Origin of the sequence: Arthrobacter sp. UNCCL28, from assembly GCF_900102805.1 — a bacterium.
Classification (GTDB): Bacteria; Actinomycetota; Actinomycetes; order Actinomycetales; family Micrococcaceae; genus Arthrobacter; species Arthrobacter nicotinovorans_A.
In genome coordinates, this window is sequence record NZ_FMWE01000002.1 from 515226 (window position 1) to 541846 (window position 26621).

21 protein-coding genes are annotated in these 26621 nt (G+C 64.0%); 7 read left to right on the forward strand and 14 right to left on the reverse strand.

Features of this window, described 5'->3' with window-relative positions; genetic code table 11:
• Positions 1-40 precede the first annotated feature (40 nt).
• From BLQ01_RS06920 to BLQ01_RS06940, 5 genes are all read right to left on the reverse strand, one after another.
• A complete protein-coding gene (locus tag BLQ01_RS06920) occupies positions 41-1870 on the reverse strand; it encodes an ABC-F family ATP-binding cassette domain-containing protein (protein ID WP_091550760.1) in 1830 nt (609 codons plus the stop codon).
• A 52-nt stretch (positions 1871-1922) separates the two neighbouring features.
• Entirely contained in the window at positions 1923-2915 is a 993-nt protein-coding gene (locus tag BLQ01_RS06925) for a 4-(cytidine 5'-diphospho)-2-C-methyl-D-erythritol kinase (protein WP_091550762.1), read from the reverse strand.
• Positions 2912-3793, reverse strand: a complete 882-nt coding sequence (rsmA, locus tag BLQ01_RS06930; protein ID WP_091550763.1) for a 16S rRNA (adenine(1518)-N(6)/adenine(1519)-N(6))-dimethyltransferase RsmA — start codon at positions 3791-3793, stop codon at positions 2912-2914. Before rsmA ends, BLQ01_RS06925 begins: the two co-directional genes overlap by 4 nt.
• Before the next feature lie 26 nt (positions 3794-3819).
• On the reverse strand, positions 3820-4977 hold the full coding sequence (locus BLQ01_RS06935; RefSeq protein ID WP_091550765.1) for a resuscitation-promoting factor: 1158 nt from the start codon (positions 4975-4977) through the stop codon (positions 3820-3822).
• Between the two features lie 292 nt (positions 4978-5269).
• A complete protein-coding gene (locus tag BLQ01_RS06940; RefSeq protein ID WP_091550766.1) occupies positions 5270-6157 on the reverse strand; it encodes a TatD family hydrolase in 888 nt (295 codons plus the stop codon).
• Positions 6158-6353: 196 nt separating this feature from the next.
• Here BLQ01_RS06940 and BLQ01_RS06945 point away from each other — a divergent pair, with 196 nt between their 5' ends.
• Genes BLQ01_RS06945 through BLQ01_RS06955 form a run of 3 tightly spaced genes read left to right on the forward strand, consistent with a single transcriptional unit; the run spans position 6354 to position 11476 of the window.
• Positions 6354-7442 carry an AAA family ATPase gene (locus tag BLQ01_RS06945; RefSeq protein WP_026542783.1) on the forward strand — a complete coding sequence of 363 codons (1089 nt, stop codon included), beginning with the start codon at positions 6354-6356 and terminating at the stop codon, positions 7440-7442.
• A gap of 9 nt (positions 7443-7451) precedes the next feature.
• Positions 7452-8978, forward strand: a complete 1527-nt coding sequence (locus BLQ01_RS06950) for a DUF58 domain-containing protein (RefSeq protein ID WP_091550768.1) — start codon at positions 7452-7454, stop codon at positions 8976-8978.
• Positions 8975-11476, forward strand: coding sequence for a transglutaminase TgpA family protein (locus BLQ01_RS06955; RefSeq protein ID WP_091550770.1), 2502 nt, complete (start codon positions 8975-8977; stop codon positions 11474-11476). Before BLQ01_RS06950 ends, BLQ01_RS06955 begins: the two co-directional genes overlap by 4 nt.
• Before the next feature lie 207 nt (positions 11477-11683).
• Here BLQ01_RS06955 and BLQ01_RS06960 read toward each other — a convergent pair whose 3' ends face one another.
• Positions 11684-13165, reverse strand: a complete 1482-nt coding sequence (locus tag BLQ01_RS06960; RefSeq protein ID WP_026542786.1) for an NAD-dependent succinate-semialdehyde dehydrogenase — start codon at positions 13163-13165, stop codon at positions 11684-11686.
• 160 nt (positions 13166-13325) lie between these two features.
• Positions 13326-14201: a 16S rRNA (cytidine(1402)-2'-O)-methyltransferase gene (gene rsmI / locus BLQ01_RS06965; protein ID WP_254779299.1), complete on the reverse strand. Its 876-nt coding sequence runs from the start codon at positions 14199-14201 to the stop codon at positions 13326-13328.
• Between the two features lie 125 nt (positions 14202-14326).
• Here rsmI and BLQ01_RS06970 point away from each other — a divergent pair, with 125 nt between their 5' ends.
• Positions 14327-16144 carry a dolichyl-phosphate-mannose--protein mannosyltransferase gene (locus tag BLQ01_RS06970; RefSeq protein ID WP_091550771.1) on the forward strand — a complete coding sequence of 606 codons (1818 nt, stop codon included), beginning with the start codon at positions 14327-14329 and terminating at the stop codon, positions 16142-16144.
• A gap of 10 nt (positions 16145-16154) precedes the next feature.
• Positions 16155-17987 carry an AMP-dependent synthetase/ligase gene (locus BLQ01_RS06975; protein ID WP_091550773.1) on the forward strand — a complete coding sequence of 611 codons (1833 nt, stop codon included), beginning with the start codon at positions 16155-16157 and terminating at the stop codon, positions 17985-17987.
• Positions 17988-18033: 46 nt separating this feature from the next.
• Here the strand turns inward: BLQ01_RS06975 and BLQ01_RS06980 are convergent, their stop codons facing one another.
• Both BLQ01_RS06980 and BLQ01_RS06985 read right to left on the reverse strand, forming a co-directional pair.
• A complete protein-coding gene (locus BLQ01_RS06980) occupies positions 18034-19248 on the reverse strand; it encodes a TIGR01906 family membrane protein (RefSeq protein WP_091551148.1) in 1215 nt (404 codons plus the stop codon).
• Between the two features lie 139 nt (positions 19249-19387).
• Complete coding sequence (locus BLQ01_RS06985; RefSeq protein WP_091550774.1) at positions 19388-20380, reverse strand: stage II sporulation protein M; 993 nt, start codon at positions 20378-20380, stop codon at positions 19388-19390.
• A 107-nt stretch (positions 20381-20487) separates the two neighbouring features.
• Between BLQ01_RS06985 and BLQ01_RS06990 the strand changes: the two genes are divergently transcribed.
• Positions 20488-21291 (forward strand): RDD family protein, encoded by an 804-nt coding sequence (locus tag BLQ01_RS06990; protein ID WP_091550776.1) that lies wholly within the window; start codon positions 20488-20490, stop codon positions 21289-21291.
• Between the two features lie 32 nt (positions 21292-21323).
• Here the strand turns inward: BLQ01_RS06990 and BLQ01_RS06995 are convergent, their stop codons facing one another.
• The 5 genes from BLQ01_RS06995 to BLQ01_RS07020 all read right to left on the reverse strand — a co-directional run bounded on the left by BLQ01_RS06995 (position 21324) and on the right by BLQ01_RS07020 (position 25953).
• A complete protein-coding gene (locus BLQ01_RS06995; RefSeq protein ID WP_091550778.1) occupies positions 21324-22163 on the reverse strand; it encodes a pentapeptide repeat-containing protein in 840 nt (279 codons plus the stop codon).
• Between the two features lie 187 nt (positions 22164-22350).
• Positions 22351-23571 (reverse strand): L,D-transpeptidase, encoded by a 1221-nt coding sequence (locus tag BLQ01_RS07005; protein ID WP_254779266.1) that lies wholly within the window; start codon positions 23569-23571, stop codon positions 22351-22353.
• A gap of 117 nt (positions 23572-23688) precedes the next feature.
• A complete protein-coding gene (gene ahcY / locus BLQ01_RS07010; RefSeq protein ID WP_091550781.1) occupies positions 23689-25167 on the reverse strand; it encodes an adenosylhomocysteinase in 1479 nt (492 codons plus the stop codon).
• A gap of 45 nt (positions 25168-25212) precedes the next feature.
• Complete coding sequence (locus BLQ01_RS07015; RefSeq protein WP_026542796.1) at positions 25213-25431, reverse strand: Trm112 family protein; 219 nt, start codon at positions 25429-25431, stop codon at positions 25213-25215.
• A 144-nt stretch (positions 25432-25575) separates the two neighbouring features.
• Positions 25576-25953 carry a DUF3499 domain-containing protein gene (locus BLQ01_RS07020; protein ID WP_175493379.1) on the reverse strand — a complete coding sequence of 126 codons (378 nt, stop codon included), beginning with the start codon at positions 25951-25953 and terminating at the stop codon, positions 25576-25578.
• Between the two features lie 142 nt (positions 25954-26095).
• Here BLQ01_RS07020 and BLQ01_RS07025 point away from each other — a divergent pair, with 142 nt between their 5' ends.
• Positions 26096-26614, forward strand: a complete 519-nt coding sequence (locus BLQ01_RS07025; RefSeq protein ID WP_091550785.1) for a metallopeptidase family protein — start codon at positions 26096-26098, stop codon at positions 26612-26614.
• The last annotated feature ends 7 nt before the right edge of the window (positions 26615-26621 follow it).

Genomic DNA, 26621 nt, shown 5'->3' on the forward strand with positions numbered 1-26621 from the left:
CCAGCACGCGGAGGATGCGCGACCCTGCTCCGGCCGGAAACTACTCGCCCAGGATTTCGGCGGCCTCCAACCACTCGAGCTCAAGCCCCTCTTTTTCCTCGAGCAACTCCTGCAACTTGGCGTTGAGCTCCCCCAGGGCGTCGAAGTCGCCGGATTCGGACTTCGCGGCCATCTGGGTGTGGAGCTTTTCTTCCTGCTGGGAGATCTTGCCGAGCTGCCGGTCGATCCTGTTGAGGTCCTTGCGGGCCTCGCGTTTTTCGGCTTCGCTGGCGCCGGACGGAACGGCAGCGGAAGAAGAGCCGCTTGCAGAGGTCGGCGCACCGGAACTGCCACCGATGGCACCCGAGGCAAGGGCGGCTTCGCGCAGCTCGAGGTACTGATCCACGCCACCGGGCAGGCCGCGGAGCTTGCCGTCGCCGAGCAACGCCATCTGGTTGTCCGTGACGCGTTCCAGGAGGTAGCGGTCGTGGCTGACAACCACCAGGGTTCCCGGCCAGCCGTCCAGGACGTCTTCAACGGCGGCCAACGTGTCGGTATCGAGGTCGTTGGTGGGTTCGTCAAGCATGAGGACGTTGGGCTCTCCTACCAGCAGGCGCAGGAGCTGGAGTCGTCGCCGCTCGCCACCGGAAAGGTCCGAAACGGGGGTCCACTGCTTTTCTTTGGTGAACCCAAGCTGTTCAACGAGCTGACCGGCAGTGAATTCCTTGCCACCCACGCTGAAGGACCGCTTCTCGCGTTCGATCACTTCAATAACGCGCAGATCCGAAACGTCGTCCAGCTCTTTGACGTCCTGGGTGAGCACAGCAGTGACGACGGTCTTTCCGCGCTTCACTTTCCCGGAGCTTGGTTGGATCTCACCGTTGAGCAGTTTCAGCAGCGTGGACTTCCCGGCACCGTTCACACCCACCAGGCCCAGGCGTTCACCCGGGGCGAGCCGAAGCGTGATGTTGTCAAAGAGCTTTTGTCCGCTCTCGCCGCCCAGGAAATCCAGGCTGACGTTTTCCAGGTCCAGCACGTCCTTGCCCAAGCGTGCGGTGGCCATTTTGCTCAGCGCCACGGAGTCGCGGGGATCCGGCACGTCGGCAATGAGGTCGTTGGCAGCTTCGATGCGGAATTTGGGCTTGGCGGTCCTGGCGGGGGCGCCGCGCCTCAGCCAGGCCAGTTCCTTCTTGACGAGCTGCTGGCGTTTATTTTCGACGACGGCGGCCGTGCGGTCACGCTCGGCGCGGGCCAGAACGTAGGCGGCGTATCCGCCGTCGAACATGTCCACCATGGCATCGTGGACTTCCCAGGTGTAGTTGCAGACTTCGTCAAGGAACCAGCGGTCGTGGGTGACCACGAGGAAGGCGCCCTGGTTCGCGCGCCAGCGGGTCTTCAGGTGCCGGGCCAGCCAGGCGACGCCTTCGACGTCGAGGTGGTTGGTGGGTTCATCCAGCATGATGACGTCGTGGTCTTCGATGAGGAGCTTGGCCAGCGCGACGCGGCGCTTTTGCCCACCGGAGAGCGCATGGACGTTGGCGTGCCAGTCGACGTCGCCCACCAGGCCGCCCATGACTTCGCGGATCTTGGCGTTGGCGGCCCATTCGTGGTCCGCACGGTCGCCGACGATCGCAGCGCCAACCGTGAGGTCGCCGTCGAGTACGTCTCCCTGGTCCAGGTAACCGACGTTCACGTCACCACGTTTGGTGACACGGCCGGAGTCCGGCGTGGAGCGCAGGGCGAGCAGGCGCATGAGGGTCGACTTGCCGTCGCCGTTGCGCCCCACCATGCCGATGCGGTCGCCATCCTCCAAACCGAGGGTGACGCCGTCGAGGACTGTGCGGGTCGCGAACGAAACGGTGAGGTTTTCGCCGCCGAGCAGGTGGGCCAATGGGTACTACTTTCTACTGCTGGAATGCGGAGGTACAGGAGTTGGAGGGGTTCTAAAGCAGGGTATCGGAGATGATCCGGGCGCCTGGCACGGGGCCGTGGACAGCCAAAGCGGTGTGTCCGCGGTGACCCAACTCTTCGGCAAGAACCGTGGCTGAGACCGAATCCCGGGCAAGCAGCGCAATGGTGGGCCCGGAGCCGGACACCATGCCGGCAAGTGCGCCCCGGGCCTCGCCCAGTCCAATGGTGTCCCGGAGTTGCGGGGCCAAAGCTATGGACGCCCGCTGGAGATCGTTGATGAGCACCCGGCTGAGTGTCTCCGGATCACCATTGCGGAGCGCCTGCAGAATGGTGGGATCCACGGCAACAGGTTCAGGAATTTCGACGCCCTCCGAGTCCCGGAGGCCATCAAGTGTGCGGAACACGTCCGGCGTGGAAAGTCCGTAATCTGCGAAGACCAGCACCCAATCCATTTGCGCCTTGGCCAGGGCCGGCGAGAGTTTGTCGCCCACGCCAAGCCCGACGGCGGTGCCTCCCAGGAGCGAGAACGGTACGTCTGCGCCCAACTCGGCTGCCAGATGGGCAAGTTCTTCGCGGGAAAGGCCGCTGTTCCAGAGTGCGTCGCAGGCCAGGAGCGTGGCTGCGGCATCCGCTGAGCCGCCTCCCATACCGCCGGCGACCGGCACCCGTTTGGTGATTTCAAGGTGGACGCCGGTCGGCTTTTCGGACATTTCGGCCATGATCGCCGCGGCTTTATAGGCAAGGTTCCGTTCATCCAGCGGGATGTCCACGCCGTCCAGGTCAAGCGCACTGTCCGGGCTGATGCTGATGGTGATGCCGTCAGTCTCCGTGCTGGTGGCCGCCACCTCTTCGTACAGGGAGACCGCAAGGTAGACGCTGGCCACTGAGTGGTATCCATCGGGCCGCAGCGGGCCGACGCTCAGGGAGACGTTGACTTTCCCGGGCGCCTTGACTCGGACTGTCCGGGCATGGAAGCGGTCCCCCGCGAACGGGAGGCTGCTTGGTTTTCGGATGCCCGGGTTCATGCGTCCACGGGGTGGCGTGCTTCGGCGATTTTGACGTAGGCGGAGATGTCCAGGACCTCGCCGCGGGCGGTGGGGTCCACGCCGGCCGCAACCAGGCAGCGCTCTGCTTCTGCAGCACTGCCGGCCCAGCCGGCCAGGGCTGCACGGAGCGTCTTCCGACGCTGGGCAAAGGCGGCGTCGATCACGGCGAAGACCTGTTCGCGGGTGGCATGGGTTTGGGGCGGGTCATGGCGGGTGAAGGCCACAAGCCCGGAATGGATTTTGGGTGCCGGCCAGAAGACGTTCATGCCGATTACGCCGGCTTTTCGCATATGCCCGTACCAGGCTGCCTTGACGGAGGGAACACCGTAGATCTTGGAGCCGGGGGTTGCAGCCAGCCGGTCTGCTACCTCGTCCTGGACCATGACCAAGCCGTGCTGCAGGCTCGGGAAGTACTGCAGCAGGTGAAGCACCACCGGGACGGCAACGTTGTAGGGCAGGTTGGCTACCAATGCCGTTGGGGGCACGGGCAGTTCGGTGACCTTCATGGCGTCGGAAAGCACCAGGTGGAAGTTCTCCTCCGCCCCGGGCCGCCACGCCCGGACGGTTGCCGGCAGCTTTTCGGCCAGGACGGGGTCGATCTCCACCGCCACCACGGTCTTGGCGGCATCCAGCAAACCGAGGGTCAGGGATCCCAGGCCCGGGCCGACCTCCAGCACGGTTTCACCGGAGTCGATGTTTGCGGCAGATACGATCCTGCGGATGGTGTTGCCGTCGATGACAAAGTTCTGCCCGAGGGTCTTCGTGGGGCGTACACCGATTTCCTCGGCAAGCCGTCGAATGTCAGTGGCACCCATCAAAGGCGCGACGGCGGCGGGTTCGGAATTCGGTTCAGTCACCTAGGTATCGTATCGCCTGTGAGGGGTCAGGCTGCGTGCGCGCAGCCCCAGTCGCGGAGCCCGTTCTTGGCGTAGAGGCGGTTGGCGATGTCGATCTGCTGGGCCTTGGTGGCCAGGCTGGCGTTCGGAGCATAGGCGCCACCACCGTTGGCAAGCCAGGTGGGGCTGGAGAACTGGAGGCCGCCGTAGTAGCCGTTGCCGCTGTTGATGGACCAGTTTCCGCCGGATTCACACTGGGCGATCCTGTCCCACATGGCCTCGTTCGGGGCACCGGTAGGACCGCTGGAGGTGGGGGCCGAAGCCTTGGCAGGAGCCGCAGCTACGGGGCGGGCTTTGGTGCCAACGCTGACCTTTTCGGTGACCGGCTTGGTGGTGACATTGCTCGAAACCAGGGCACGTGATGCTTCGCGTCCGTCAACCAGGACCAACTTGAAAGTCTTGACCAGGGAACCGGCTACGCCTTCCTGGGTCACCTTTTCTTCGCCCTTGTACAGATCGGCGGATTCGGTCTTCACGCTTTCGAAAGGCACCTCTTCGGTGGCTTCGGCGGTCTTGCTGAGGTCCACGCGGGAGACCTTGATCACCATGTCCTGGACGATGGGCGCGTTGCCAGGCTGTGAGATGCGGTCGTTGGCGCCGACGGTGATGCCGGAGTCCTTGAGGACAGTGGCGACGTCCGCCGCCGTCGTGGTGGTGCTGGTGTCCTTGCCGTCAGCCACAAGGCTGATCGTCTTGGGCGTGGAGATGGAAACGAAGGATCCGGTGACTTCCAGCGATGCTTCCTTGGGCTGGGAGATCTGGGAGGAGCTTGCCACGCCGAGTTCACTGACGAGCGCGGCAACGTCCGGGGCGTTCGTGTTCACGGTCTTGCGTGCACCGTCCAGTTCAATGGACACGGCCTTGGCGAGGTTGATGTTCACCACGGAACCGTTGTCTACGCGGGCGTCGAGGGCCGGTGAAACCCTGTCTGCGTCCTTCAGCTCGACCTTGGCTGCCTTGACCACCTGGTCAACGGTGCCGCCAAAGGTCTGGATGGAACTTACCTTGCCGTCCACGTTGAGGGTGACGGTCTTGTTGTTGCCCACGAAGGCGACAACACCGACCACCAGCGCTGCAACAACCAGCAACTGGGCACCGACTTTGAGGAAGCTGAACTTGCCATCCGTTGTGAAGAACTTGATCACGATTGCCCATAACTCTCAGACCGTCCGGGCACGGGGAAAAGCACAGAAATAATGCCAGCGGCAAAACGGAGGGGCCAGGCACAAAGCCTGGTCCCACACTTGCTGCCGGCATCTGCGCCGCCAATTACATTCAACTGATTCAGGCCGGTGTTAACCGGGCCCAGCTGTCCGAAGGCCTTCCCCGACCCCGGCTACTTGTTTAACACAGTAACCGATCTGTTATAAACGAGCCAAGACTTCTGCATACCGGGTATTCATCCCGAGGTGCTCCAAGGACCTCGCCAGCACAGCCCTAGGCCCATGAACCGTAGGCCTGGAGCGTGTTTTCCGCCAGGCGCGAACAGAGCTCGGAAAGGTCATCTCCTGTCACTTCAGCCATGGATCGAACCGTGTACGGAACCATGTAGCTGGCATTGGGCCGTCCACGGTGCGGGTGGGGCGTGAGGAACGGCGAATCTGTTTCCACCAGGATCCGGCGTGGTTCGGCAATCGCCAAGGCTGCGCGAAGGTTCCCGGCGTTCTTGAATGTCATGGTGCCGGCAAACGACATGTACCACCCATTCTGGTTGCAGGTCCGGGCCAGTTCTTCGTCCCCGGAGAAACAGTGGAACACCACCCGTTCCGGGGCGCCTTCTTCCATCAGGACCTGCACCACGTCGTCGTGGGCGTCTCGGTCATGGATTTGCAAGGTCAATCCCAGCCGCTTGGCGATATCTATGTGTCGCCGGAAGGAGTACCGCTGGGCGACAAGCCCTTCCCCGTGGGTCCGGAAGAAATCCAACCCTGTTTCGCCGATGGCGCGGATTCGGGGGTGGCCTGCCAGCTCTTCGATCTCGGCAAGGGCCGAGTCCAGTTCGCCGCGTCCTGCGTACACCGGGGCATCGTTGGGGTGGATCGCCACTGCCCCAAGCAGCCGGGGGTCCGCGTCCACTGCCTGCACGGTAAAGCGGGAGGATTCCAGGTCGCAGCCCACCTGGACAGCTCCCTGCACCCCAACAGCCTCGGCCGAATCCATGGCGTCCTTGATGGAAACCTCTATCAGCCCGTGCCGGAAATCCAGGTGCGTGTGGTTGTCCATGACGGGGACGGGAAGGGGTTCCGGTGCGGGCGGGTACTCCTTGCGGGAATCTGTATCCCCGGATGGTGCGCGGTACGGAGCAGGAGCGAGCGAATTACACATGCTCCCACCTTAATCGGACCGCGGTCCCCCTGAGTGGCGGCCGGGCCCGCGGAGATAAATTCCACTCGGCACATAAATTCCCGGGCACTATGTCAGCGGCGACCAATGTCTGGGTAGTCTGGAACGGACAGACGGTCAACAACAGCAACACATCGCCATGATTGCTGATGCAGTGGCCACGGCTGAAGGGCAATCCATGGAGTCCAAGCGACAAGTATCCGTTGAACCTACCCCGTTCCAGGGGGAGGCTTACAGTACGCTGCCACGGGATGGTGCGGCACTGAATGGACACAGGCCGCAGGTCATGGACGCGGAGCGCTTCCACGATGCCAGCGAACGCATCCTGGGATCCATCAGCAAGGTCATCGATGGCAAGGCCGATGCCGCCAAGCTCGCTTTGACAGTGTTGCTGGCCCAGGGCCACCTCCTGCTGGAAGACGTTCCCGGCGTAGGCAAGACCCTGCTGGCAAAGACTTTGGCCCGGACCGTGGACTGCACGGTCTCCCGCATCCAGTTCACGCCCGATCTCCTGCCCTCGGACGTCACCGGTGTCTCCATCTACAACCAGTCCTCACGGCAGTTTGAGTTCCGGCCCGGCGCAGTGTTCGCGAACATAGTCATCGGCGACGAAATCAACCGTGCTTCGGCCAAGACCCAGTCCGCGCTGCTGGAGTGCATGGAAGAGCACCAGGTCACCGTTGACGGGCATTCCTACCAGCTGGGACTTCCCTTCATGGTGGTCGCGACACAGAACCCCATCGAAATGGAGGGCACCTACCCGCTGCCCGAGGCCCAGCGCGACCGTTTCATGGCAAGGATTTCCATGGGCTATCCGGACAAGGAAGCCGAAATCGAGATGCTGGAGACGCACCAGGCGGCTTCTCCCCTGGTCAACGTGACCCCCGTGGTCTCGGCCGCCGACGTCGCGGCCATGATCGCCGCCGTGCAGCAGGTGTATGTGTCCACGGCCATCAAGGAGTACACCGTTGCCATCGGGCGGGCTACCCGCGACAGCGCCCGCCTCCGCCTCGGCGCGAGCCCGCGGTCCTTGTTGCAGCTGCTGAGGGCAGCCAAGGCAACCGCGGCGTTGGACGGCCGGGACTTCGTCCTGCCCGATGACGTGGTGGACGTGGCCGAATCCGTATTGGCGCACCGGATCATCCTGGACCGCAAAGCTGCGAGCTCCGGTGATACGCCGCAGAGCATCCTTCGGGGCATCCTGGCTGCCCTGCCGGTTGCCCAGGAACCACCCGGCGCATGGCGCAGGGACAGGCACACCGCCTAGGAGGCAGTAATGGCGCTCGTGGATCGGCTCCCCAAGCACTTGTTTACCAATCGCGGCTGGGGCTTGCTGGCGGCCGGAGCCGTCTCCCTCGGGTGCGCCTACGTCATGGGGAGGCGGGATATGCTGACCCTGGCGGTCTTGTTGCTTATCCTGCCGCTCGTGGCCCTGGCCGGGGTACGGGTGCTGAAACCCAAGTTCCAGGTGTACCGGGAATTCAATCCCTCCACAGTGGAGACTTCCAGCACCACCACCGTTCGTTTGGCTGTTGCCCGGTCCTCGTATTCCACGGGGCACGTCATCATGGAGGAGCAGTTGCCTCCCCGCTTCGGTTCGCCCCCGGCATTTCGATTCCCGGCCCGCTCCGCGTCCGGAGGAACCAGCCGTTACGAATACCATCTGCGCTCCGGTAAGCGCGGACAGTTCCGCATCGGTCCAGTCACGGCAGAGTTCAGTGACCCCTTCGGTTTGTCGCTGCGGCGGCATGCAATCGACGACGGCGACATCCTCACCGTGACGCCGGCCGCCGTCGAACTTCCTGTCACCGGGCTGGCAGGTGCGCGCGGCAACGACGGTGTGACAGCCACGCGCATCAGGGCCAACCCCAGCGACGATGACATCATGACCCGCGAATACCGGCACGGCGATCCCATGCGCCGGGTCCATTGGGCGGCTACCGCACGTCACGGCCAGCTCATGGTCCGCCAAGAGGAATCGGTGACCACCCCCGAGGCCACCCTTATCCTTGACCAGCGCTTCACCGCTTTTGCAGCAGGCTCGGGTTTCATGTCCGGAGGCCACGACGAGGACTCGGACCTGGTGACCAGCCCCGGCTTCGAATGGGTGGTGACGGCGGCAATGTCCATCGCGGCGCATCTGGCGGAATCAAACTACTCCTTGCGGGTACTGGATGTTTTCGGCAGCCCCGCGTTCATCCGTTCGCGATCGGCGTCGGAGCCGGATACCGAAGAATTCACCGGCATCGGCGGGCTGCAGGCCATCGCCGAAGGGCTGGCCGCCATTGAACTCAGCGGCCCCAGGCACCCCCGTGCAGAGCACCATAAGCCGGACCACCATAAGCCTGAGCACCACGGGCCCGACCAGCACAGGCCGGACCAGCGCAGGGCAGACAACCACAGGGCCGACCACGCCGCTGGCCCCGCAACGGCCCCCGCAGCGGCCCCCGCCAGCTCGGATGCCTCCGATTCCGCCTTCGATGACCGGCTCATGGACAAACTGGCCGCCCACCGCCTTCGCGGCCCGCTTCTTGCCCTGCTGGGCACCCTGACTCCTGCCGAGGCCCGGTCGCTGGCGCCCGCGGCAGCGTACGGTGCCAACGCGTTTGTCCTGATGGTCAGTGATGCCAACCGGAACAATGATGATGTCCCGGAGATTCTGCGCCTGGCAGGTTGGCGTGTGGCCGTGGTGACCTCCAGGACCCAGTTGGCCGCTGCCTGGTCTTCCTTTGACGAAGGCGGAATCGTGGCCGCGGCAGGAGCAGCCATGGACGTTCGCCGTGGAGCGGCGGTGCCCCGATGACCGCTACATCCCACCGGGGGTCCCCTGCCCCTGTTCATCCCGGCGGAACCACCGGGCCAAAGCCGTCGGGGTCCGCGCGCCCACGAACCCCGGGCCCCGGCCCTTACCCCTGGGTCATGGCAGGGTCGATCGTTGTTGCCGTCCTGGGCGCTGCCTTGTCCTTGAACGGAGTCCTCAGGGGGTGGGCCTGGTTCATGCCCTTGATCACCACAGTGGTGGTTGTTGCGCTGACGTTGGCCCTCCTCCGGGCGCTCCGGGCCAAACCGCTGTTGGCTACCTTGGGTTCGTTCGCCTCGCTAGCGGGGATTCTCAGCTTCACCTTCTTCCGGCAGGAAAGCCTGGCGGGCTTCATCCCCACTCCGGGGACCTTTACCGCCGTCGGACGCCTGGTCAAACGCGCTGCCGAGACGGTGGTTTCCGAAAGTGCCCCGGTGGCTCCCAATGCGGGGATCGTCTTCGTCATGTGCGCGTGTTTGGGTCTCCTGGTGATCCTGATCGACGCTTTGGCAGTGCCACTTTCGATGCCCGCAGCCAGCGGTATCGGCCTTCTGGCAGTGATGGTGGTTCCGGCCACCATCAAACCGCAAAGCGTGGGTGTTGCCGGTTTCATTGGCGCCGCTGTTGGGTACCTCCTCATTCTGGGATGCAGCCACTGGTTTGCCCCTGATGCCAGGCTCCAGTCCGGATCCGGCAGGGGCTCGGGCCAATTCCGGCGCTCCTTGGTGACCGGAGGCTTGGCGCTGGCCTTGACCATGGTGGTGCCGCTGGCCATTCCGGGGTTCGAGACCGGGACCTTTCCCCAAGGATCGCGGCTGAGTCCGTGGGGCACCTCCAACGGACTCAACCCCATGATCACGCTGGGCAACAGCCTCCGGAGCCCCACGGGATCGGGCCGCATCACCTATGCAACCAGTGCCAGCGGCCCTCTTTACCTGAGGTCAGTGACCATTGACCACTTCGACGGCGAAACCTGGGCCCCGGATGACCGTACAGCGCAGCGGCGCGCGGGTGCCGACAGGATCGAAACCGGATACGCGGTCCAAGGCGAAGTGGTGAACACAGTCACGTCGGTCAATGCCGGCCTGTTCACCAGCCCCTACCTTCCTGCTCCCTTCGCGCCAGCATCGGTCAACGGCCTTAATGGGCGCTGGACCTGGGATCCTGCCACGTTGAGCATCATGAGTAACGAGACCACCACCCGTGCGCAGCGGTATGTGGTGTTTTCCGGCGCCCCGAAAATCACGGCAGAATCCCTGTCCCGTGCCACCGCGGCTCCCCAAGGCATCTCAGAGGACTTCCTGCGGATTCCGGGCAACCTTCCCGACATCGTGCGGCAAACAGCCGATTCCGTCACTGCCTCCCAGAGCAGCAACTACGGCAAGGCACTGGCCATCCAGAAATACCTGCGCTCCGGTGAATTTACGTACTCTTTGCAGGCTCCGGTGCAGAACGGCTACGACGGCAACGGTCTCTCAGTCCTGGCCGACTTCCTTACCGTCAAGAGTGGCTACTGCGTCCATTTCTCTTCGGCAATGGCCGTCATGGCGCGGGCTGAGGGTATTCCCAGCCGCATTGCCGTGGGTTACGCACCCGGCCGGCTGACAGGCGAGTCGGTGGCGTTGGTGGGCCAGGGTTCCTTCCCTGAGTACGAGGTAGATGCCCGGGATGCCCATGCGTGGCCCGAGCTCTACTTCGAGGGCCTCGGCTGGGTTCCGTTCGAGCCCACGCCTTCGCGCGGCGTCGTCCCCCAGTACGCTACGGAAACCTCCGTTCCGGGCAACCTCAGCACCAATGCGGACGAAAAAGAAGTCCTGACCACCCCGGCCCCGGCCACGCCGGCCCCTGTTCCGTTGCCGGGCGTTGAAACTCCCGCTGCGGGAACAACCAACGCGAACCCGCTGCCGGTCATCGGCGCAGCGGCTGCAGGCGTGGTATTGCTGCTCGCGTTCCTGTGGTCTCCGCGGCTGAGCCGGACCATACTGCGGCGGCGCCGTTTGAACCAAAAGCCACCCGACGACGCCGATGCCCTGGGGCCCGGCTTCAAGGATCCCGTCCCTGAGCTGGCGTGGGCGGAGCTGCAGGACCTCGCTGCGGACTACGGTTTGCCGTCGACGCCCAGCGAAACGCCAAGGCACTTCTCAGCAAGGCTTCGCTCCAGCACAGCCCTCGGGGAAGCTGGAGGAATGGACGACGCCGCTCACGTCGCGGTTGCCTCACTCACCTCGGATTTCGAGCGGCAGCGCTATGGCCGTTGGAGCGCACCGTCGGCGGCGCCAGCGGCCGCGGCGCGCGTCGCCGTCGTGCGTGAATCCTTACGTACCAATGCCCGCTGGCTGGTGCGCTTCCGCGCCGACTGGCTGCCGCCGTCGATGATGCGTCGGTGGGTGCACGCGCTGGGCGCACCGTTCCGGGCCATAAGTTCCCTTGGTACTGCTTCCGGGCGGGGGGTTGCCCGGTGGTGGCGGACGCTGCGGGGAGCGCTCCCCCAGCGGCGCTGACGTCACACCGACGCCGTCGCCACACCGGCAACGACGCCACAGCTGCGCTGACGCCACGGCGGCGCTGACCTCACAGCGGCGCTGGATCCTGCAGACAGCAAAAGGCCCGGCCCCGGGAACTTGTGGTTCCCGGGACCGGGCCCTTGCGTTTACCGGCCGTTCTTGTTGCGAGAGCGGCGGGCGTGCTCCTTGGTGGAAAGAGCAGGCTTAGTCGGCGTACGGGTCCGCGATACCTACGTACTGGGTGTACAGGTACTCTTCGATGCCTTCGGAGCCGCCTTCACGGCCCAGCCCGGACTGCTTGACGCCACCGAACGGTGCCGCCGCGTTGGAGATGACTCCGGCGTTCAGGCCGAGCATGCCGGTTTCGATCCGCTCACTGATGCGCAGGCCACGGTTGAGGTCCTTGGTGAAGACGTAGGCCACCAGGCCGTACTCGGTGTTGTTGGCCAGGCGAACGGCGTCATCCTCGGTGGAGAAGGTGATGATCGGCGCTACCGGCCCGAAGATCTCTTCCTGGAGGATACGGGCGTCGGCCGCGACGTTCTTCAGCACGGTGGGCTGGTAGAAGTATCCGGGACCGTCGACGGCGGCACCACCGGTGACGGCTGTGGCACCTCCTGCTACGGCTTCAGAAACCAGGGCGTGAACGCCGTCGCGGGCCTTGCCGTCGATCAGCGGGCCAACCTTGGACTCGGGCTCGGTACCGCGGGCAGTGGTGAGCGAGCCGATCTTGGCGGCAAACTTCTCGGCGAAGGAGTCGGCGATGGACTCGTGCACGATGAAACGGTTCGCAGCGGTGCAGGCCTCACCCATGTTGCGCATCTTCGCTGCGATGGCACCCTCAACGGCCTTGTCCAGGTCAGCGTCCTCGAAGACCACGAACGGGGCGTTGCCGCCAAGTTCCATGGAGGTGCGCAGGACCTTGTCGGCGGCTTCGCGGATCAGTGCCTGGCCCACCGGGGTGGAGCCGGTGAAGGAGATCTTGCGGAGACGGTCATCCTTGATCAGCGGACCGGTGACAGCACCGGCGGTGGAGGTCTGGATGACGTTGAGGACACCGGCGGGAAGGCCGGCCTCCTGCATGACCTGTGCGAACAGCAGGCTGGTCAGCGGGGTCAGGTTGGCGGGCTTGAGCACCATGGTGCAACCGGCGGCGACGGCCGGGGCAACCTTGCGGGTAGCCATGGCCAGCGGGAAGTTCCACGGGGTGATCAGCAGGCAGGGGCCCACCGGCTTCTTCTGCACCAGGAGGCGGTTCTTGCCATCGGGGGCTGCAGAGTAGCGGCCGGACACGCGGACGGCTTCCTCGGAGAACCAGCGCAGGAACTCTGCGCCATAGGTGACTTCACCGCGGGCCTCGGCCAAGGGCTTGCCCATTTCCAAGGTCATCAGCAGTGCGAAGTCCTCGGCGCGTTCGGTGACCAGTTCAAAGGCGCGGCGCAGGATCTCGCCGCGTTCGCGGGGGGCCGTGCGTGCCCAGTCGGCCTGGGCGGCAGCAGCGGCGTCGAGGGCGGCAGCGCCGTCTTCAGCACCGGCGTCGGAGATGCTGAGCAGGACCTTGCCCGTAGCCGGGTCCTCAACATCAAAGGTCTTTCCGGATCCGGCCGGGCGCCACTGACCGTTGATCAGCAGGCCGGTGGGGACGGAAGCCAGCAGTTCGCTTTCGCGTTCAACCGTGACAGTCATGGCGACTCCTTCGTCTTGGGTGCTTTGGAGAATTGCACCACTGGGGTTCGTTGCCGGAAGTGGCGTGAATTACTGCCACCGTACTGCCCCGTGAGAAGGAGTGTCTACGCCTTCACGCACTGCCATGCAGGCGCTGAATTGTGCAGCTGCACAGCGTCGATCATCGCGCTGCGAGTACCGCCGAGTACAGTTCCCGCTTGCTGACGCGGGCGTCCTCCGCCACTGCTGCCACGGCTTCCTTGAGGCGGATGCCCTGGGAGATGAGTTCGTTAACGGCTGCGACGTGGTCCTCGGGTTTGCCGGGCTCCTGTTCAGGCGCACCACCGACTACCACGGCGATTTCGCCGCGGACTTCGTTGTTCTCTGCCCACTGGAGCAGTTCGCGCAGGGTTCCGCGAATAACTTCCTCATAGGTCTTTGTCAGCTCGCGGCACACCGCTACGCGGCGATCAGCACCAAAGCGCTCGTGGAGTGCCCGGAGCATCACTTCCAGCCGATGCGGGGCCTCGAAGAAGACCATGGTGCGGCGCTCGTCCGCGAGGTCCGCGAGACGTGAATTCCGCTCCCCCGCTTTACGCGGCAGGAACCCCTCAAAGCAGAAGCGGTCGGTTGGCAGGCCGGACAGTGCCAATGCGGTCAGAACGGCCGAGGGGCCAGGGACGGCGGTGACGGTCAAGCCCGCGGCAACGGCGCCTTCCACCAAACGGAACCCGGGGTCCGACACGGCGGGCATCCCGGCGTCGCTGACCATCAGGATGGTCTTTCCTGCCCGCACATGGTCCAGGAGCTCGCCGGTCTTGGCTGCCTCGTTGTGCTCGTGGTAGCTGATGACCCGTCCGGAGACTTCCACTCGCAGGGCCGTCACCAACCGGTGCAACCGCCTGGTGTCCTCTGCAGCCACGATGTCTGCGGTCCCCAGGAGTTCAACCAGCCTCGTGGTCGCATCACCCATGTTTCCGATGGGGGTGGCAGCCAGGACAATCCTGCCCACGCCCGGAGTTGCGCCGGCGCCGGCTGCAGGAACGGCCTCGTCCAGTTCGTCGCTGTAAGGTGCCTCGTCCGGGGTGCTGCGCTGTTCGTCCACCTGCCAAGCCTAATGCCGCGCTGCCTCCAGCGCCGCACCTCAACGCTGCGGCAAGGATGGAAAGGTAGCATGGGCGGGTGAACCAGTCGCCCGTTCCTGCCAGCACTTCCGGAACTCCTGTGGCGTCCCCAGCAACCACCGGAGCCGGTGACGCGGCTGCAGCGGACACCATGGAGCAACCGTCCGCCCCGGTTCCCGGGGACTTGACGCGGCAACGGCGGACCCTGCCTGCCAATCACACGCAGGCCACGACGCTGCCCGGCCGCGGGCTGGAAGGCCACCGGTGGATAGCCCGGCCAGTGGAGGCTTACACCGTCGAGGCCCTCAAGGAGCGCCTCATCGGCGGGATCCAGAGCTGGCGGGACTACCCGCCGTCGCTGCGCCTGTGGTTCTGGCTGATCCCCACCATCACTGCCGTGCTGGGCGGCATCCTCCGCTTCTTCCGGCTGGACGCTCCCCACAGCCTGGTGTTCGACGAGACGTACTACGTCAAGGACGCGTACTCCTATCTGGTGAGCGGCTACGAGCGCAGCTGGCCGGCCAACGCCAACGACTCCTTCAATGCCGGCAACCCCAACGTCCTCCTCAACACCCCGGAGTATGTTGTCCACCCGCCGGTAGGCAAGTGGATGATCACCTTTGGAATGTGGCTGTTCGGTGGCGACAACCCGTTCGGCTGGCGTTTCTCCGCAGCGCTGGCGGGAACAGTGACCGTATTCCTCGTCTCGCTTATCGCCCTGAAGTTGTTCCGCTCCCACACGCTCGGCGCCGTTGCCGGGCTCCTGCTGGCCATTGATGGCCATCACTTGGTGCTCTCCAGAACTGCTTTGCTGGACGTTTTCCTTGCGTTGTGGATCCTTGCCGCCTTCGGTGCCCTGCTGCTGGACCGCGACGACGGCCGCCGTCGTCTGGCTTCACGGCTCGCCGCGCAGGCGGCTGCTTCCCCGCGGGGCCGCCCGTCACCTACGCAGTTGGTGGCCGGCCCATGGCTCGGAATGCGCTGGTGGCGGCTTGTTGCGGGGATCTGCCTCGGTTTGGCCGTGGGAACCAAATGGTCGGCTTTGTTCTTCGTAGCCGCCTTCGGCGTGATGACGGTCCTCTGGGACCTGAACGCGCGGCGTATTGCCGGTATCCGCAGCTGGTTCAGCGCCGGCATCCTCAAGGACGGCCTCCTGGCCTTCGTCACCATTATTCCGGCAGCAGCGGTCACCTATGCAGCTACATGGACGGGCTGGTTCCTGTCCAAGGATGCCTACTACCGGCAGTGGGCGGCCACCAACCCTGCACCGGGATGGGATTGGCTGCCCAATTCCGTGCGGTCCCTGGCCCACTACCATTTGGAGGCGTACAAGTTCCATCAGGGACTCAGCTCGGACCACCCGTACGAGTCCAGCCCCTGGACCTGGCTCGTCATGGGCAGGCCTACGTCCTTCTACTACCAGACCCCCAAACAGGGCACCCCTGGGTGCGTGGTGGAAACCTGTTCCTCGGCCATCCTGCCCGTCGGTAATCCGGTGGTGTGGTGGGGTGGAACCATTGCGCTGGCCATCCTGTTGTTCTGGTGGGCCGGTCGCCGCGACTGGCGGGCAGGTGCCATCCTGGCCGGTGTCGCCGCCGGGTACCTTCCGTGGTTCATGTATCCGGAACGCACCATGTTCATTTTCTATGCGGTGTCCTTTGAACCGTTCCTCGTCCTTGGCCTGACCTACGTGCTGGGCCTGGTCCTGGGCCGCAGCAGCGACCCTCCGTGGCGGCGTCGATCAGGGCTCTACGTGGTGGGATTTGTGGTGGTCCTGGCAGTGGTGGCGACAGCGTTCTTCTACCCCGTCCTGACCGCGGAAGTGATCAGCTACCAGGAGTGGCGGATGAGGATGTGGATGCCGTCGTGGATCTAGGAGGCAAGCAGTGAGGGAAGCCAGCACGGAACTTCTGGTCGAGGCCGACCCCGACTCCAACGTAACCGACCTCCTCCTGGAACGCTGCGCCAAGGATCCGTTCGGCACCCTGTATGCCCACAAAACGGCCAATGGATGGCTCAACGTTTCAGCCGCCAGATTCCTCGCAGATGTCACCGCACTGGCCAAAGGACTGATTGCCGGAGGCCTCAACCCCGGGGACCCCATTGCGGTGTTGTCCCGGTCCAGCTACGAGTGGACACTGGTGGACTTCGCCATCTGGATGGCCGGAGGTGTTACGGTGCCCATCTACGAGACGTCCTCGGCAAGCCAGATCGAGTGGATCCTGGCCGATTCCGGCGCCCGGCGCATCTTTGTAGAAGACACAGCCAAAGCCGGACTCGTGCACAACTTGGTGGACCGGTCTGCGGCCATCGGCGATGATCCCGTGACGATCATCCGGATGGACCACGACGGCGACGCCCCCAACCTGACCAGCGTCTCCGCCGTCGGAGTCGGCATTATGGACTCAGAACTGGAGCGCCAGCGCAGCGCAGCGAACCTCTCCGACATCGCCTCGATCGTGTATACCTCCGGAACCACCGGCAAGCCCAAGGGCTGCGAAATTACCCATGGCAACTTTGTCCTGGTGGCCCGGAACGTCATCCCGTTCCTCCCCGAGCTGCTGATGCAGCAGGGTGCGCGGACGCTGATGTTCCTGCCACTGGCGCACGTCCTGGCCAGGGCAGTCCAGGTAGTCTGCCTCACGGCTGGCATCACGCTTGGCCACAGCGCAGGAGCCAGTGGACTGATGGAGGACCTCAGCACTTTCAAGCCGACCTTCCTGCTCGCCGTGCCGCGCATTTTTGAAAAGGTCTACGCCGACGCCGGCCACAAGGCCGCCATGGGCGGAAAGGCAGCGCTCTTCTCTGCAGCGTCGGCTACCGCCGTGGAATATTCGACGGCGGTGGACCTCGCCGCACGCGGGCAGGGACCGGGGCCGGGGTGGCTTCTGGGCATGAAGCATGCCGCGTTCAACAAGCTCCTCTACCCCAAAGTCCGGGAGGTTTTCGGCGGACAGGTCGGCTACACGGTCTCCGGAGCCAGCCCGCTGAGTCTTCGGGACAACCATTTCTTCCATGGTGCAGGCGTACCTGTGCTGGAGGGCTACGGGTTGACGGAGACCACTGCCCCGTGCACCGTCAACACTCCCAGCATGACCCGAATCGGTACCGTGGGGATCCCCCTTCCCGGCACCACCATCCGGGTGGCCCAGGATGGCGAAGTGCTGGTCAAGGGCATCGGTGTCTTCAAGGGCTACCATGCCAATGAGGAGGCCACCGAGGCTGCGTTTGTTGATGGCTTTTTCCGTACCGGTGACCTCGGCGAGCTGGACGCCGACGGCTTCCTGACGATCACCGGCAGGAAGAAGGACCTCCTGGTCACTGCCGGCGGTAAGAACGTGGCGCCCGCACCTTTGGAGGAGAAGCTCCGCGAGCACCCACTGGTGGGCCAGGCCGTGGTGGTGGGAGACGGCCGTCCCTTCGTCGCCGCGCTGGTGAGCCTGGATCCTGAAGGACTTGACGACTGGTGCGCCGAGAACAAAATCGGTGCTTTGTCACCTGCCGAAGCGGCCGGTGATGACCGGGTGAAAGCGGCCGTTCAGTCCGCCGTGGACGAGGCCAACAAGCTCGTCTCCGCGGCTGAATCGATCCGTAAGTTCGCGTTCATCACTGCGGAACTCAGTGTCGAGTCGGGGCATCTGACGCCGTCCCTGAAATTGAAGCGGGCTTCCGTGGTTAATGACTTCCAGGCCGCTGTGGAGAAGCTCTACGAGAAGTAGCGGCACGTGTTCTGGCGCCCCAGGGCACGCCGCACAGCGGGCCCTGCTAGCGCCTGGCGTCAGTTGATTCCCTGCTGAGGTTGTCCGTATCGTCTGTGGCCGCGTCGTCGTCCAAAACCTCGGGCTGATCAGCCGTTGTGTCAGCACCCCGGCGCCGCTTGGTGGGCCAGGTGAAGATGAACGTCACCGTAGCCACGAGGAACACCAACGCGCCGATGACGATGCCGGCGTCGATCCAGAATTGTCCCGGGAAGAGCCTGATAAGAGTGTCTTCCAGGGAGAACGTCCACGTTCCATTGGCGAAGAAGATCCGGTGGAACTCGGTGAAGAACTGCTCCCAGCTCAGGGCCGCCAAAACTGCGAGGCCAATGATGATGACCAAAGTGACGATCGACCCTGCAAACAGACCTCGGCGGATGCCGCCGTTGCTGCGCTTCCGCAGGTACAGGATGGCGATGATGCTGAGGATGATGAGCAGCAGTCCGGCACCGAAGGAGGACAAAATGACCAGCTTCACGTCGGCCATGTGCGCCACTTCGCTGTCTTGGAAAAGCTTGGTGCCATCCTGGTTGACCAAACCACCCAGGTATCGCGGACCAGCCCAGTTGCTGAGGTAGTCCACGGCGTAGGAGCCGTAGGTCATACGGTCATCAGTGCTGAATCCGTAGCCATCGCCCGGGAAACCCGGACGGTTGTACTCCACCCACAGGAACAGGGGGCTGGTAACAGCCCTGACAGCGAGGACCAGGAGGATCACCGGGTAGAACACAGCCAACAGAACCTGGAAGACGCGCGGTCCGATCGGCTTGACCTTGGCGGCCTGCTCACGTTCAGCGTTGCGTCGGGCCACTTCTTCTTCGGGCGGGCGGACCTGAAGGGCCGACGTCGGCAAGGGTTCCGAATAGTGCGAGGACTCTTTCTCCGAGGCGGTATCGGCAAGAGTGTCAGCGAACAGCGGGGGTTCGGGCTCGGCGTCGGCCGCTTCTGCAGCCTTCCGATCGGCACGGCTTCCGGGCTGGCCACCGACAGGCGTAGCCGGTGTCGCGGTAGCGGGAGTCGCGGTAGCGGGCGTCGCCCCTGTGGCAACCGCCGGTGCGGAGTCAACCGCACTGGAAGTCGTCGTCGTGGGGGCCGCCTTCGGGTCAGCCGCCGGAGAGGCACCGCTGGAGGTCTTCGGCTTCATCCAGTCGAAGGCCGGCTCGTTAGGGTCCTCATGGACGTCCGTGTCCGGTTCTTGTGGTTTTGGGCTCTTGTCGCTCACAGCGGTTTCACTTCCGTAGGCATCCACCGGCGAATGCGTACTGCCGGCTCTCTTGTCTGGCTTCGAGCCTACCGCCCGGTCCGAGGCTGACACGCTGTGCCACCCCGGCTGGGACCGGATCGAAACGTAACTGTAAGGTCTACGCGGCGATGCTGCGATATCCGGCGTCGTTGGCGTCCAGGTCCCCGGTGACACCTGTCCGGGCGGCCCTTCCGCCGAGCACCAACGTGTAGACCCAATAGGCGGCCAAAACCGCCGCACCTATGGCGATCTTGGCCCACACTGGCAAAGCACTGGGCGTCACGAAACCTTCCACCATTCCAGAGACCAGGAGGACAAGCACCAGCCCCAAGGCAACGGTGATCAGCGAACGCCCTTCGTCAGCAACAGCCTGAAGCCGGGTCCGCGGACCTGGCCGCACCATGGCCCAAAAAATCCTGAGGCCGGCAGCACATGCGATGAACACCGCCGTCAGTTCCATCAGTCCGTGCGGAAGGATGTAGCTGAAGAAGACATCCATTTTCCCCGTAGCCAGGAAAAGTCCCGCGGCCACGCCCACACTTTGGGCGTTCATGAACAGGATGTACGGGACCCAGAATCCCGTCACTCCAAACGCCACGGCCTGCGCGGAGATCCAGGCATTGTTGGTCCACACAGCACCTGCGAAAGAGGCCGCCGGGTTCTCCGAGTAGTAGTTGATGAAGTCTTCCTCTACGTACTTCTGGACCTTGGTGTCACTTGCCACCGCACGCAGCGCCTCCGCCGACGTTCCAATCCACAGGGCGTACGCGCCTGCCACCAAGACGAAAGCCACCCCGCACCAAAGGGTCAGCCAGCGGATCCGGTAGAACGCGGCTGGTACGGAGATCACAAAAAAGCGTGCCAGGTCCTCCATGAAATTCGAGCGCGCCCCGGTGAACCTTGTCCGGGCCTGCGCCAGCCCTGCAGATAGGGAGGCGGACAACGCAGTCTCCGGAGCCACCGAGCGGATCAGGGACAAATGCCCGGACACGGTCTGATAGAGCCGCAACAATTCGTCGGCTTCAGATCCCGTGAGGCGGCGCTTATGCGCAAGGAAATGCAGCCTGGACCATTTGTCCCCATGTACGGCCGAGAAGGCGTCGATGTCCACGGCACCACCCTAGCGCCTCAGTCCGCCCAAGAGGTGGGTCCCGCCGCTAGACTCGATGATGCGGGCACGCCACGCGCCTGCAGCGTTGGGAAGGCATGGGGGCTGGCATGAGTTCAATCATCACAGGCGAGGCAGTGGTCCTCGAACTGCGCCCGGCATCCTTCGCTGCCCGCGCGCTGGGCCTCGTCATCGACGTCGTCTCGCACATTGTTCTGGCCATACTCCTCATCATCCTGGTGGGCGTTGCATCAGAGGACCTCGACGACGCCGCAATCCGCGCACTGATCCTGGGCAGTGTTGTCCTCTCCATCGTCATTGTTCCCGTCACAGTGGAAACCCTCACCCGTGGACGCTCCCTGGGAAAGCTCGCCACCGGGCTTCGGATTGTGCGCGACGACGGCGGTTCCATCCGCTTCCGGCAGGCGCTCATCCGTGGGCTCCTTGGCGTCCTGGAAATCTATTTGACCTTCGGTGGCCTGGCGATCGGCGTGGCGCTGTTCAACGACCGGTCCAAACGCCTCGGCGACATTGTGGCCGGAACCTACTCGCTCCGCCAACGCGTCCCCTCCAAACCCCGCATCATGCCTGTGGCGCCGCACTACCTGCAGGGCTGGGCCGCTATGGCAGATATCGGCAGGGTCCCCGACGCCACCGCGCGCAGGGCAGGTACCTTCGTGCAGCAGGCCTACCTCATGGCCCCGGCATCCCGGGTCAACATGGCTACGGCCATTGCCTCCGAACTCGCCAAATACGTCGCCCCTCCCCCGCCCGCCGGGACAATCCCCGAGGACTACATCGGAGCAGTCCTCGGGGAACGCCGCAACCGTGAACTTGTGCGCCTGCGCCAGGCGGAGAAGCGGAACGCGTCAATCGGCGAGCGGCTGCAAAAGCTGCCGTTCACTGACGGTTAGTGCCTGCCACCGGCTTGTCCCGGTTGCAGGCTTTAGCGCCAGTGGTCTGGTCTAGTGAGTCTGTGCGGCAGGAGGGTGGCGGGGTTTCCTTCGGCGGCGTTGACTTGGGGTTGGGTTAAGTAGAGGGCCTTGGAGAGGTCCGCTCCGTGGAGCTGGGCTCCGCGTAGATCGGCTCCCAGGAGGTCTGCCGTAGTGAGGTCGCTGTTCCTGAGGTTTGCTCCGATCAGGTAGGCACTCCGGAAGTTGGATCCGCAGAGGCGTTGGTTCGCCAGGTCCGCGCCCATCAGGTCGGCGCCACTGTGTTCACCGTTCCGGTGAGCACCGACGTCGTGCGTTTGCGTGTCCTCGGCTCCGTAGGAGGCTCGTTGTTCTTCGCTGACCTCCATCAAGAGGACCCGCACTTCCATATGCAGGGTCTCGACGTCGGTGTCCAGGATCGCGGTTGCGTCGCCTTGGGCGATGGCTGCTATGCGCCCGGACAGGCTCACCGCTGCCATCGCCAGGTCCGGATCGAAGGTCCGTTGCTGGGCTTCGACCAGGTACCAGAGCATTTCGTGGAGTTGCCTCACCACTTTGAACACGGCGAACATCGACTGCCCCAGGGAAGGGCTCTCCTTCCAGCTCGTGCCCCCAAAGGTTTGTTGGGACACTACCTGGCCTGCGCCAAAGCAGTCGAAGACGGTGCAGCCGCGGAATCCACGGGGCCGGAGCCGTTGGTGGATTGCGCAGGAAAAGTCGGCGGCCATGTTCGGGCACGGCGTCGCGGCCGGTTTATCGATGGCGAAGTCAGCCGAACGGGCGAATCCGAGCGCCGTGCAGCAGAGGGCAAAACAGTTACTGCAGTCCGGGCTGAGGGTTGGTGAAAGTGCCATTTGTGCTCCATGTGATGAAAAAGGGTCCGGTGGAAAGGGCCGGGGAACCCGTGCAAGGGTTCCCCGCAGGGACACCCGGAATCACCATGGAGGGCAGCACAAAGTGATGGGCCGACGCGTGGTCAGCACAGTGTGTTTTCGTCAAAGCGCGCAGGAGATAATCACTGCGGCCAATCATAACGCTGGGCTAGCGCTGGGCGTAACTTGCCCAAGGGATGTTCCAGTCGCCGAAGCCTTCCAACGGCTCTACTGCCGGTGCTCCGGTGTTCAGGATCTGGACCACGTCGCCGGTCTTCATGTTGTTGAAGAACCAGGCTGCGTCGTCCGGCAGCAGGCCCACGCAGCCGTGGGAGACGTTAACGCGTCCGATGGCTCCCCACGCCGATTCGAGTGCTTGGTGGACGTACACGCCGGACCACGTCAGGCGGTTTGCGTAATCCACCACCATCGGTGCGTAGTAGCCCTTATCGCCTGGCTTCAGCCCGATGCTCCCGGCGTTGAAGTTGGACTTTCGCTCCTGCTCCAGGATCACTGCATAGCCCGTGGGAGAGAGCCAGTCCTCGCCTCCGAGCGACACAGGTGCAGTGTGGACCAGTTGCCCGTCGGAGTACACGTTCATGGTCTTGGTGGTGTCGTCCACAACGGCCACCCGCTGGGGACCGGTGGTGAAGGTCGAGACTACGTCGGAGTTGCCGATCATCTTGTTACCGAAATCGACGCCCAGGAGTTTCATGTCCACGGTGACAGTGGTGCCCGAGGCCCAGAACGCCTCCGGCCGGATCCTGGCCTTCTTGTCTGAATACCAGTGCCAGGCAACCGGCTGGCCGGAAGAGACCGTGATGGCAACGCGCTTCTCCATGGCAGCTTTATCCACCACGGGCTCGCTGAAGTTGATCTCGATGGGCTGGCCGGATCCGGCCGTGGTCCCATTCCGGGGATAGACGGAAGCGTCCGCCTCAAAGGCAGCCGAAACGGTGGTGAACGTTTGGGTCTTCTTGGTTTCCTTCCCGGCGGTGTCCACCAGGGTGAAGGAATAGCTGTACTGGGTCTTGAACTTCAGGACTTCCTGGGTGGTCCAGGTGCTCCCATCCGGGCTGGTCTTGCCCTGGACAGGGGCGCCACCGTCCACGGGGGCCAGGACAACGTCCTTGACCTTGCCGTTGACAGCCTTGATTTGCGGTCCCACCACCGGATTCCACTCAAGTGCGCCGTCCAGCGGGGTGATGCCCAGCTCTACGGGCTTGGCTTCCACCGTAGGCGTGGGAGAGGGTGCAGCGCTGCTGTCCTGGGAAGAACCGGCAAGGAGTCCAGGCACCACAACCACGCCAATGCCGCCCACCGCAATAGCTGCGCAGACTCCTATGATGGCAAGGATTTTGCCCTTTTTCCGTTTGGCGACTTCCGTCATGGTTCCCATCATCCTGTCCCCCGCAAGCATTACTGAACACCCAATTCTAGCCGAAAGGCCGGCCACGCTGATCGCGCGCCGGCCTTTCACCATCGATTTGAGTTGCGGTGGAAACCTTTAGTAGCGGTAGTGCTCCGGCTTATAGGGGCCGGCAACGTCCAGGTCAAGGTAGTCGGCCTGGTCCTTGCTCAGTTCCGTCAGCTCCACGCCAAGTGCGTCGAGGTGGAGCCGTGCGACCTTCTCGTCCAGGATCTTGGGAAGCACGTAAACCTGCTTCCCGTATTCGCGTTCGCCCGCGGGTTGGTGCTTCTTGGTCCAGAGTTCGATCTGCGCGATGGTCTGGTTGGCGAAGGAGTTGCTCATCACGAACGACGGGTGTCCCGTGGCATTGCCCAGGTTGAGGAGGCGGCCCTCTGACAGCACGATGATGGAGCGCTCGGAGTCCGTGCCGGCTTCGAACACCCATTCGTGGACCTGCGGCTTGATCTCCACTTTCTTGACACCCGGGATCTTTGCCAGGCCGGCGATGTCGATCTCGTTGTCGAAGTGGCCGATGTTTCCCACGATTGCCTTGTTCTTCATGCCCAGCATGTGCTCGGCCATGATGACGTCCTTGTTGCCCGTGGTGGTGATGAAGATGTCGCCCTGGGCGAGCACCGTCTCCAGCTTGGCAACCTGGTATCCGTCCATGGCGGCCTGCAAGGCACAAATGGGGTCAATCTCGGTGACAATGACCCGTGAGCCCTGGCCACGGAGCGCCTCAGCGGCACCCTTGCCGACGTCACCGTAGCCGCACACAACTGCAACCTTGCCGCCCATGAGGACGTCCGTTGCCCTGTTGATGCCGTCCGGCAGGGAGTGGCGGATGCCGTACTTGTTATCGAACTTGCTCTTGGTGACGGAGTCATTGACATTGATGGCCGGGAACAGCAGCTTGCCCTGCTCGGCAAGCTGGTACAGCCGGTGGACACCGGTGGTGGTTTCCTCGGTGACACCCTCAATGCGGGCGGCCAGGCGGGTCCACTTTTGCGGATCAGCGGCAAGGGTCCGGCGCAGGAGGTCCAGGATGAGGACGTACTCCTCCGGGTCATCCTCGGTGGCCGTGGGAACGGCGCCTGCGGCTTCGAAGTCGACGCCCTTGTGCAGCAGCAGCGTGGCGTCGCCGCCGTCGTCGAGAATCATGTTGGGACCCAACTCCGGGTTTGCATCAGCCCCGGGCCAGGTGAGGATCTGCTCCGCAGTCCACCAGTACTCTTCCAGGGTTTCGCCCTTCCAGGCGAAAACCGGGACACCCTGAGGGTTCTCCGGTGTGCCCTTGCCAACAACGACGGCGGCAGCTGCTTCGTCCTGGGTGGAGAAGATGTTGCAGGAAGCCCAGCGAACTTCGGCTCCCAAGGCCGTGAGGGTCTCGATCAGGACAGCCGTTTGGACCGTCATGTGCAGGGAACCGGCAATCCGGGCACCCTTGAGTGGCTGCGAAGCACCGAATTCGGCGCGGAGTGACATCAGCCCCGGCATCTCGTGCTCGGCGAGGCGGATCTGGTGGCGGCCGGCCTCGGCAAGGGTAATGTCGGCAACTTTGAAGTCAAAAGTCATGGAAATCCTTAGGGGTACCGTGCGGAATGAGTGAAGAAGCGGGGGCTAAGCCTTTGAATCGTGCTGGCCGGAAGTGGCGGCATTGGCCGCAGCAAGGAGTTCCGGGGGCAGGAGCAACGGGATGCCGTCCTCTATCGCGTAGCGGAGCTTCCCGCCATTGGAGTCTTCAGGAACGGAGACCAGTTCCTCGCCCTCCTGGACCAGCGGTGAACCCGTCACGGGGCAGCGCAGGATGGACAACAGTTCAGGACTGACCTTTGGCATGAATGATGCTCCCTGGGTGGCGCCTACGTGGCGCAGCTGGCGGATGTTATCTGCAGATTCCAGACTACCGCGCAGGATCAGTGGGTTTGCAGCGCGGCGTCGAATTGCGTCCGAAGCCCAAGGCCCGGACCTTCGGTTACCGGGTCAGGAGGGTTCGCGGAGGATGCGAAGGTGCCCGCGACGGGTCCCCTCGATTGCTGCCGGCGGCTCCATCTGCGGGTGGCTTTGCCGTGCAGCGGTTTCGGGGGCTGCCGAAGCCGCCTCACGGACAGCATTGGCAAGGGCCAACAGGTCATCGGGGCCGGGTTCGGGCGGCGTGGCAGGCATAGCCAGCCGGAGCACTTCCCAGCCCCGCGGAACGGTCAGGCTCTCGGCGTGCTGTGAGCAAAGATCGTAGGCGTGCGGCTCGGCATAGGTGGCCAATGGACCAAGGACAGCGGTGGACTCGGCGTACACGTACGTCAAAGTAGCCACCGCTGACTGGCGGCAGGCTGATCTTGAACACTGACGAATGGCACCCACAACATCCCAGATTAGCGCCACTTGGCTCCATCCTGTGGCATTGGATGCCCGTGGCCCCGTGAAGATGGCACCTCCGCCGGTAACTCGCCGCTGTGCGGGCCATGATGTCGCGCAGACGGGTCGCCGGGACTAAAGTCGATATATGCAGTCACAGCCACATGTTCCCGGATTCAGCATCCGGTGGACTGACGCCGATGGCGATCAGGCAGAGCAACACGCCGGTCCTGGCGCGAGGGGTTTCCGGCGGCGCCGGCGCAACCGCCATGGCCGGGGACTGCGGGGAGAGCTCATGCTCCCCAGCCTTCCCGGCTTCCGAACCCGCGCAGAGCGCTTTGATGACATGGTTCTGGACTCTGCGGAGCGGCTCCAGGACATGTGGGGCAAGCAACTGGACGGTGTCCTGTTTGCGGTCGACGAGATCCCGCCCAACCTTGAACAACTCGTTGCCCAGGGAAGCCGCGCCCCCTTGGGCTCCTATACGCCAGGCGGCCGCGGCGAAGCACCCATGATCACTGTGTACCGCCGCGTGGTGGAGCAAGGCTGCGGCAGCCGGGACGAACTGCAGGACCTGGTGCACGACGTCGTGGTGGAGTACACCGCTGAAATGCTGGGCGTGCCCCCTGAGACCCTTGATCCCGTCTACCGCCGCCGGTACCAGTAACACCGGC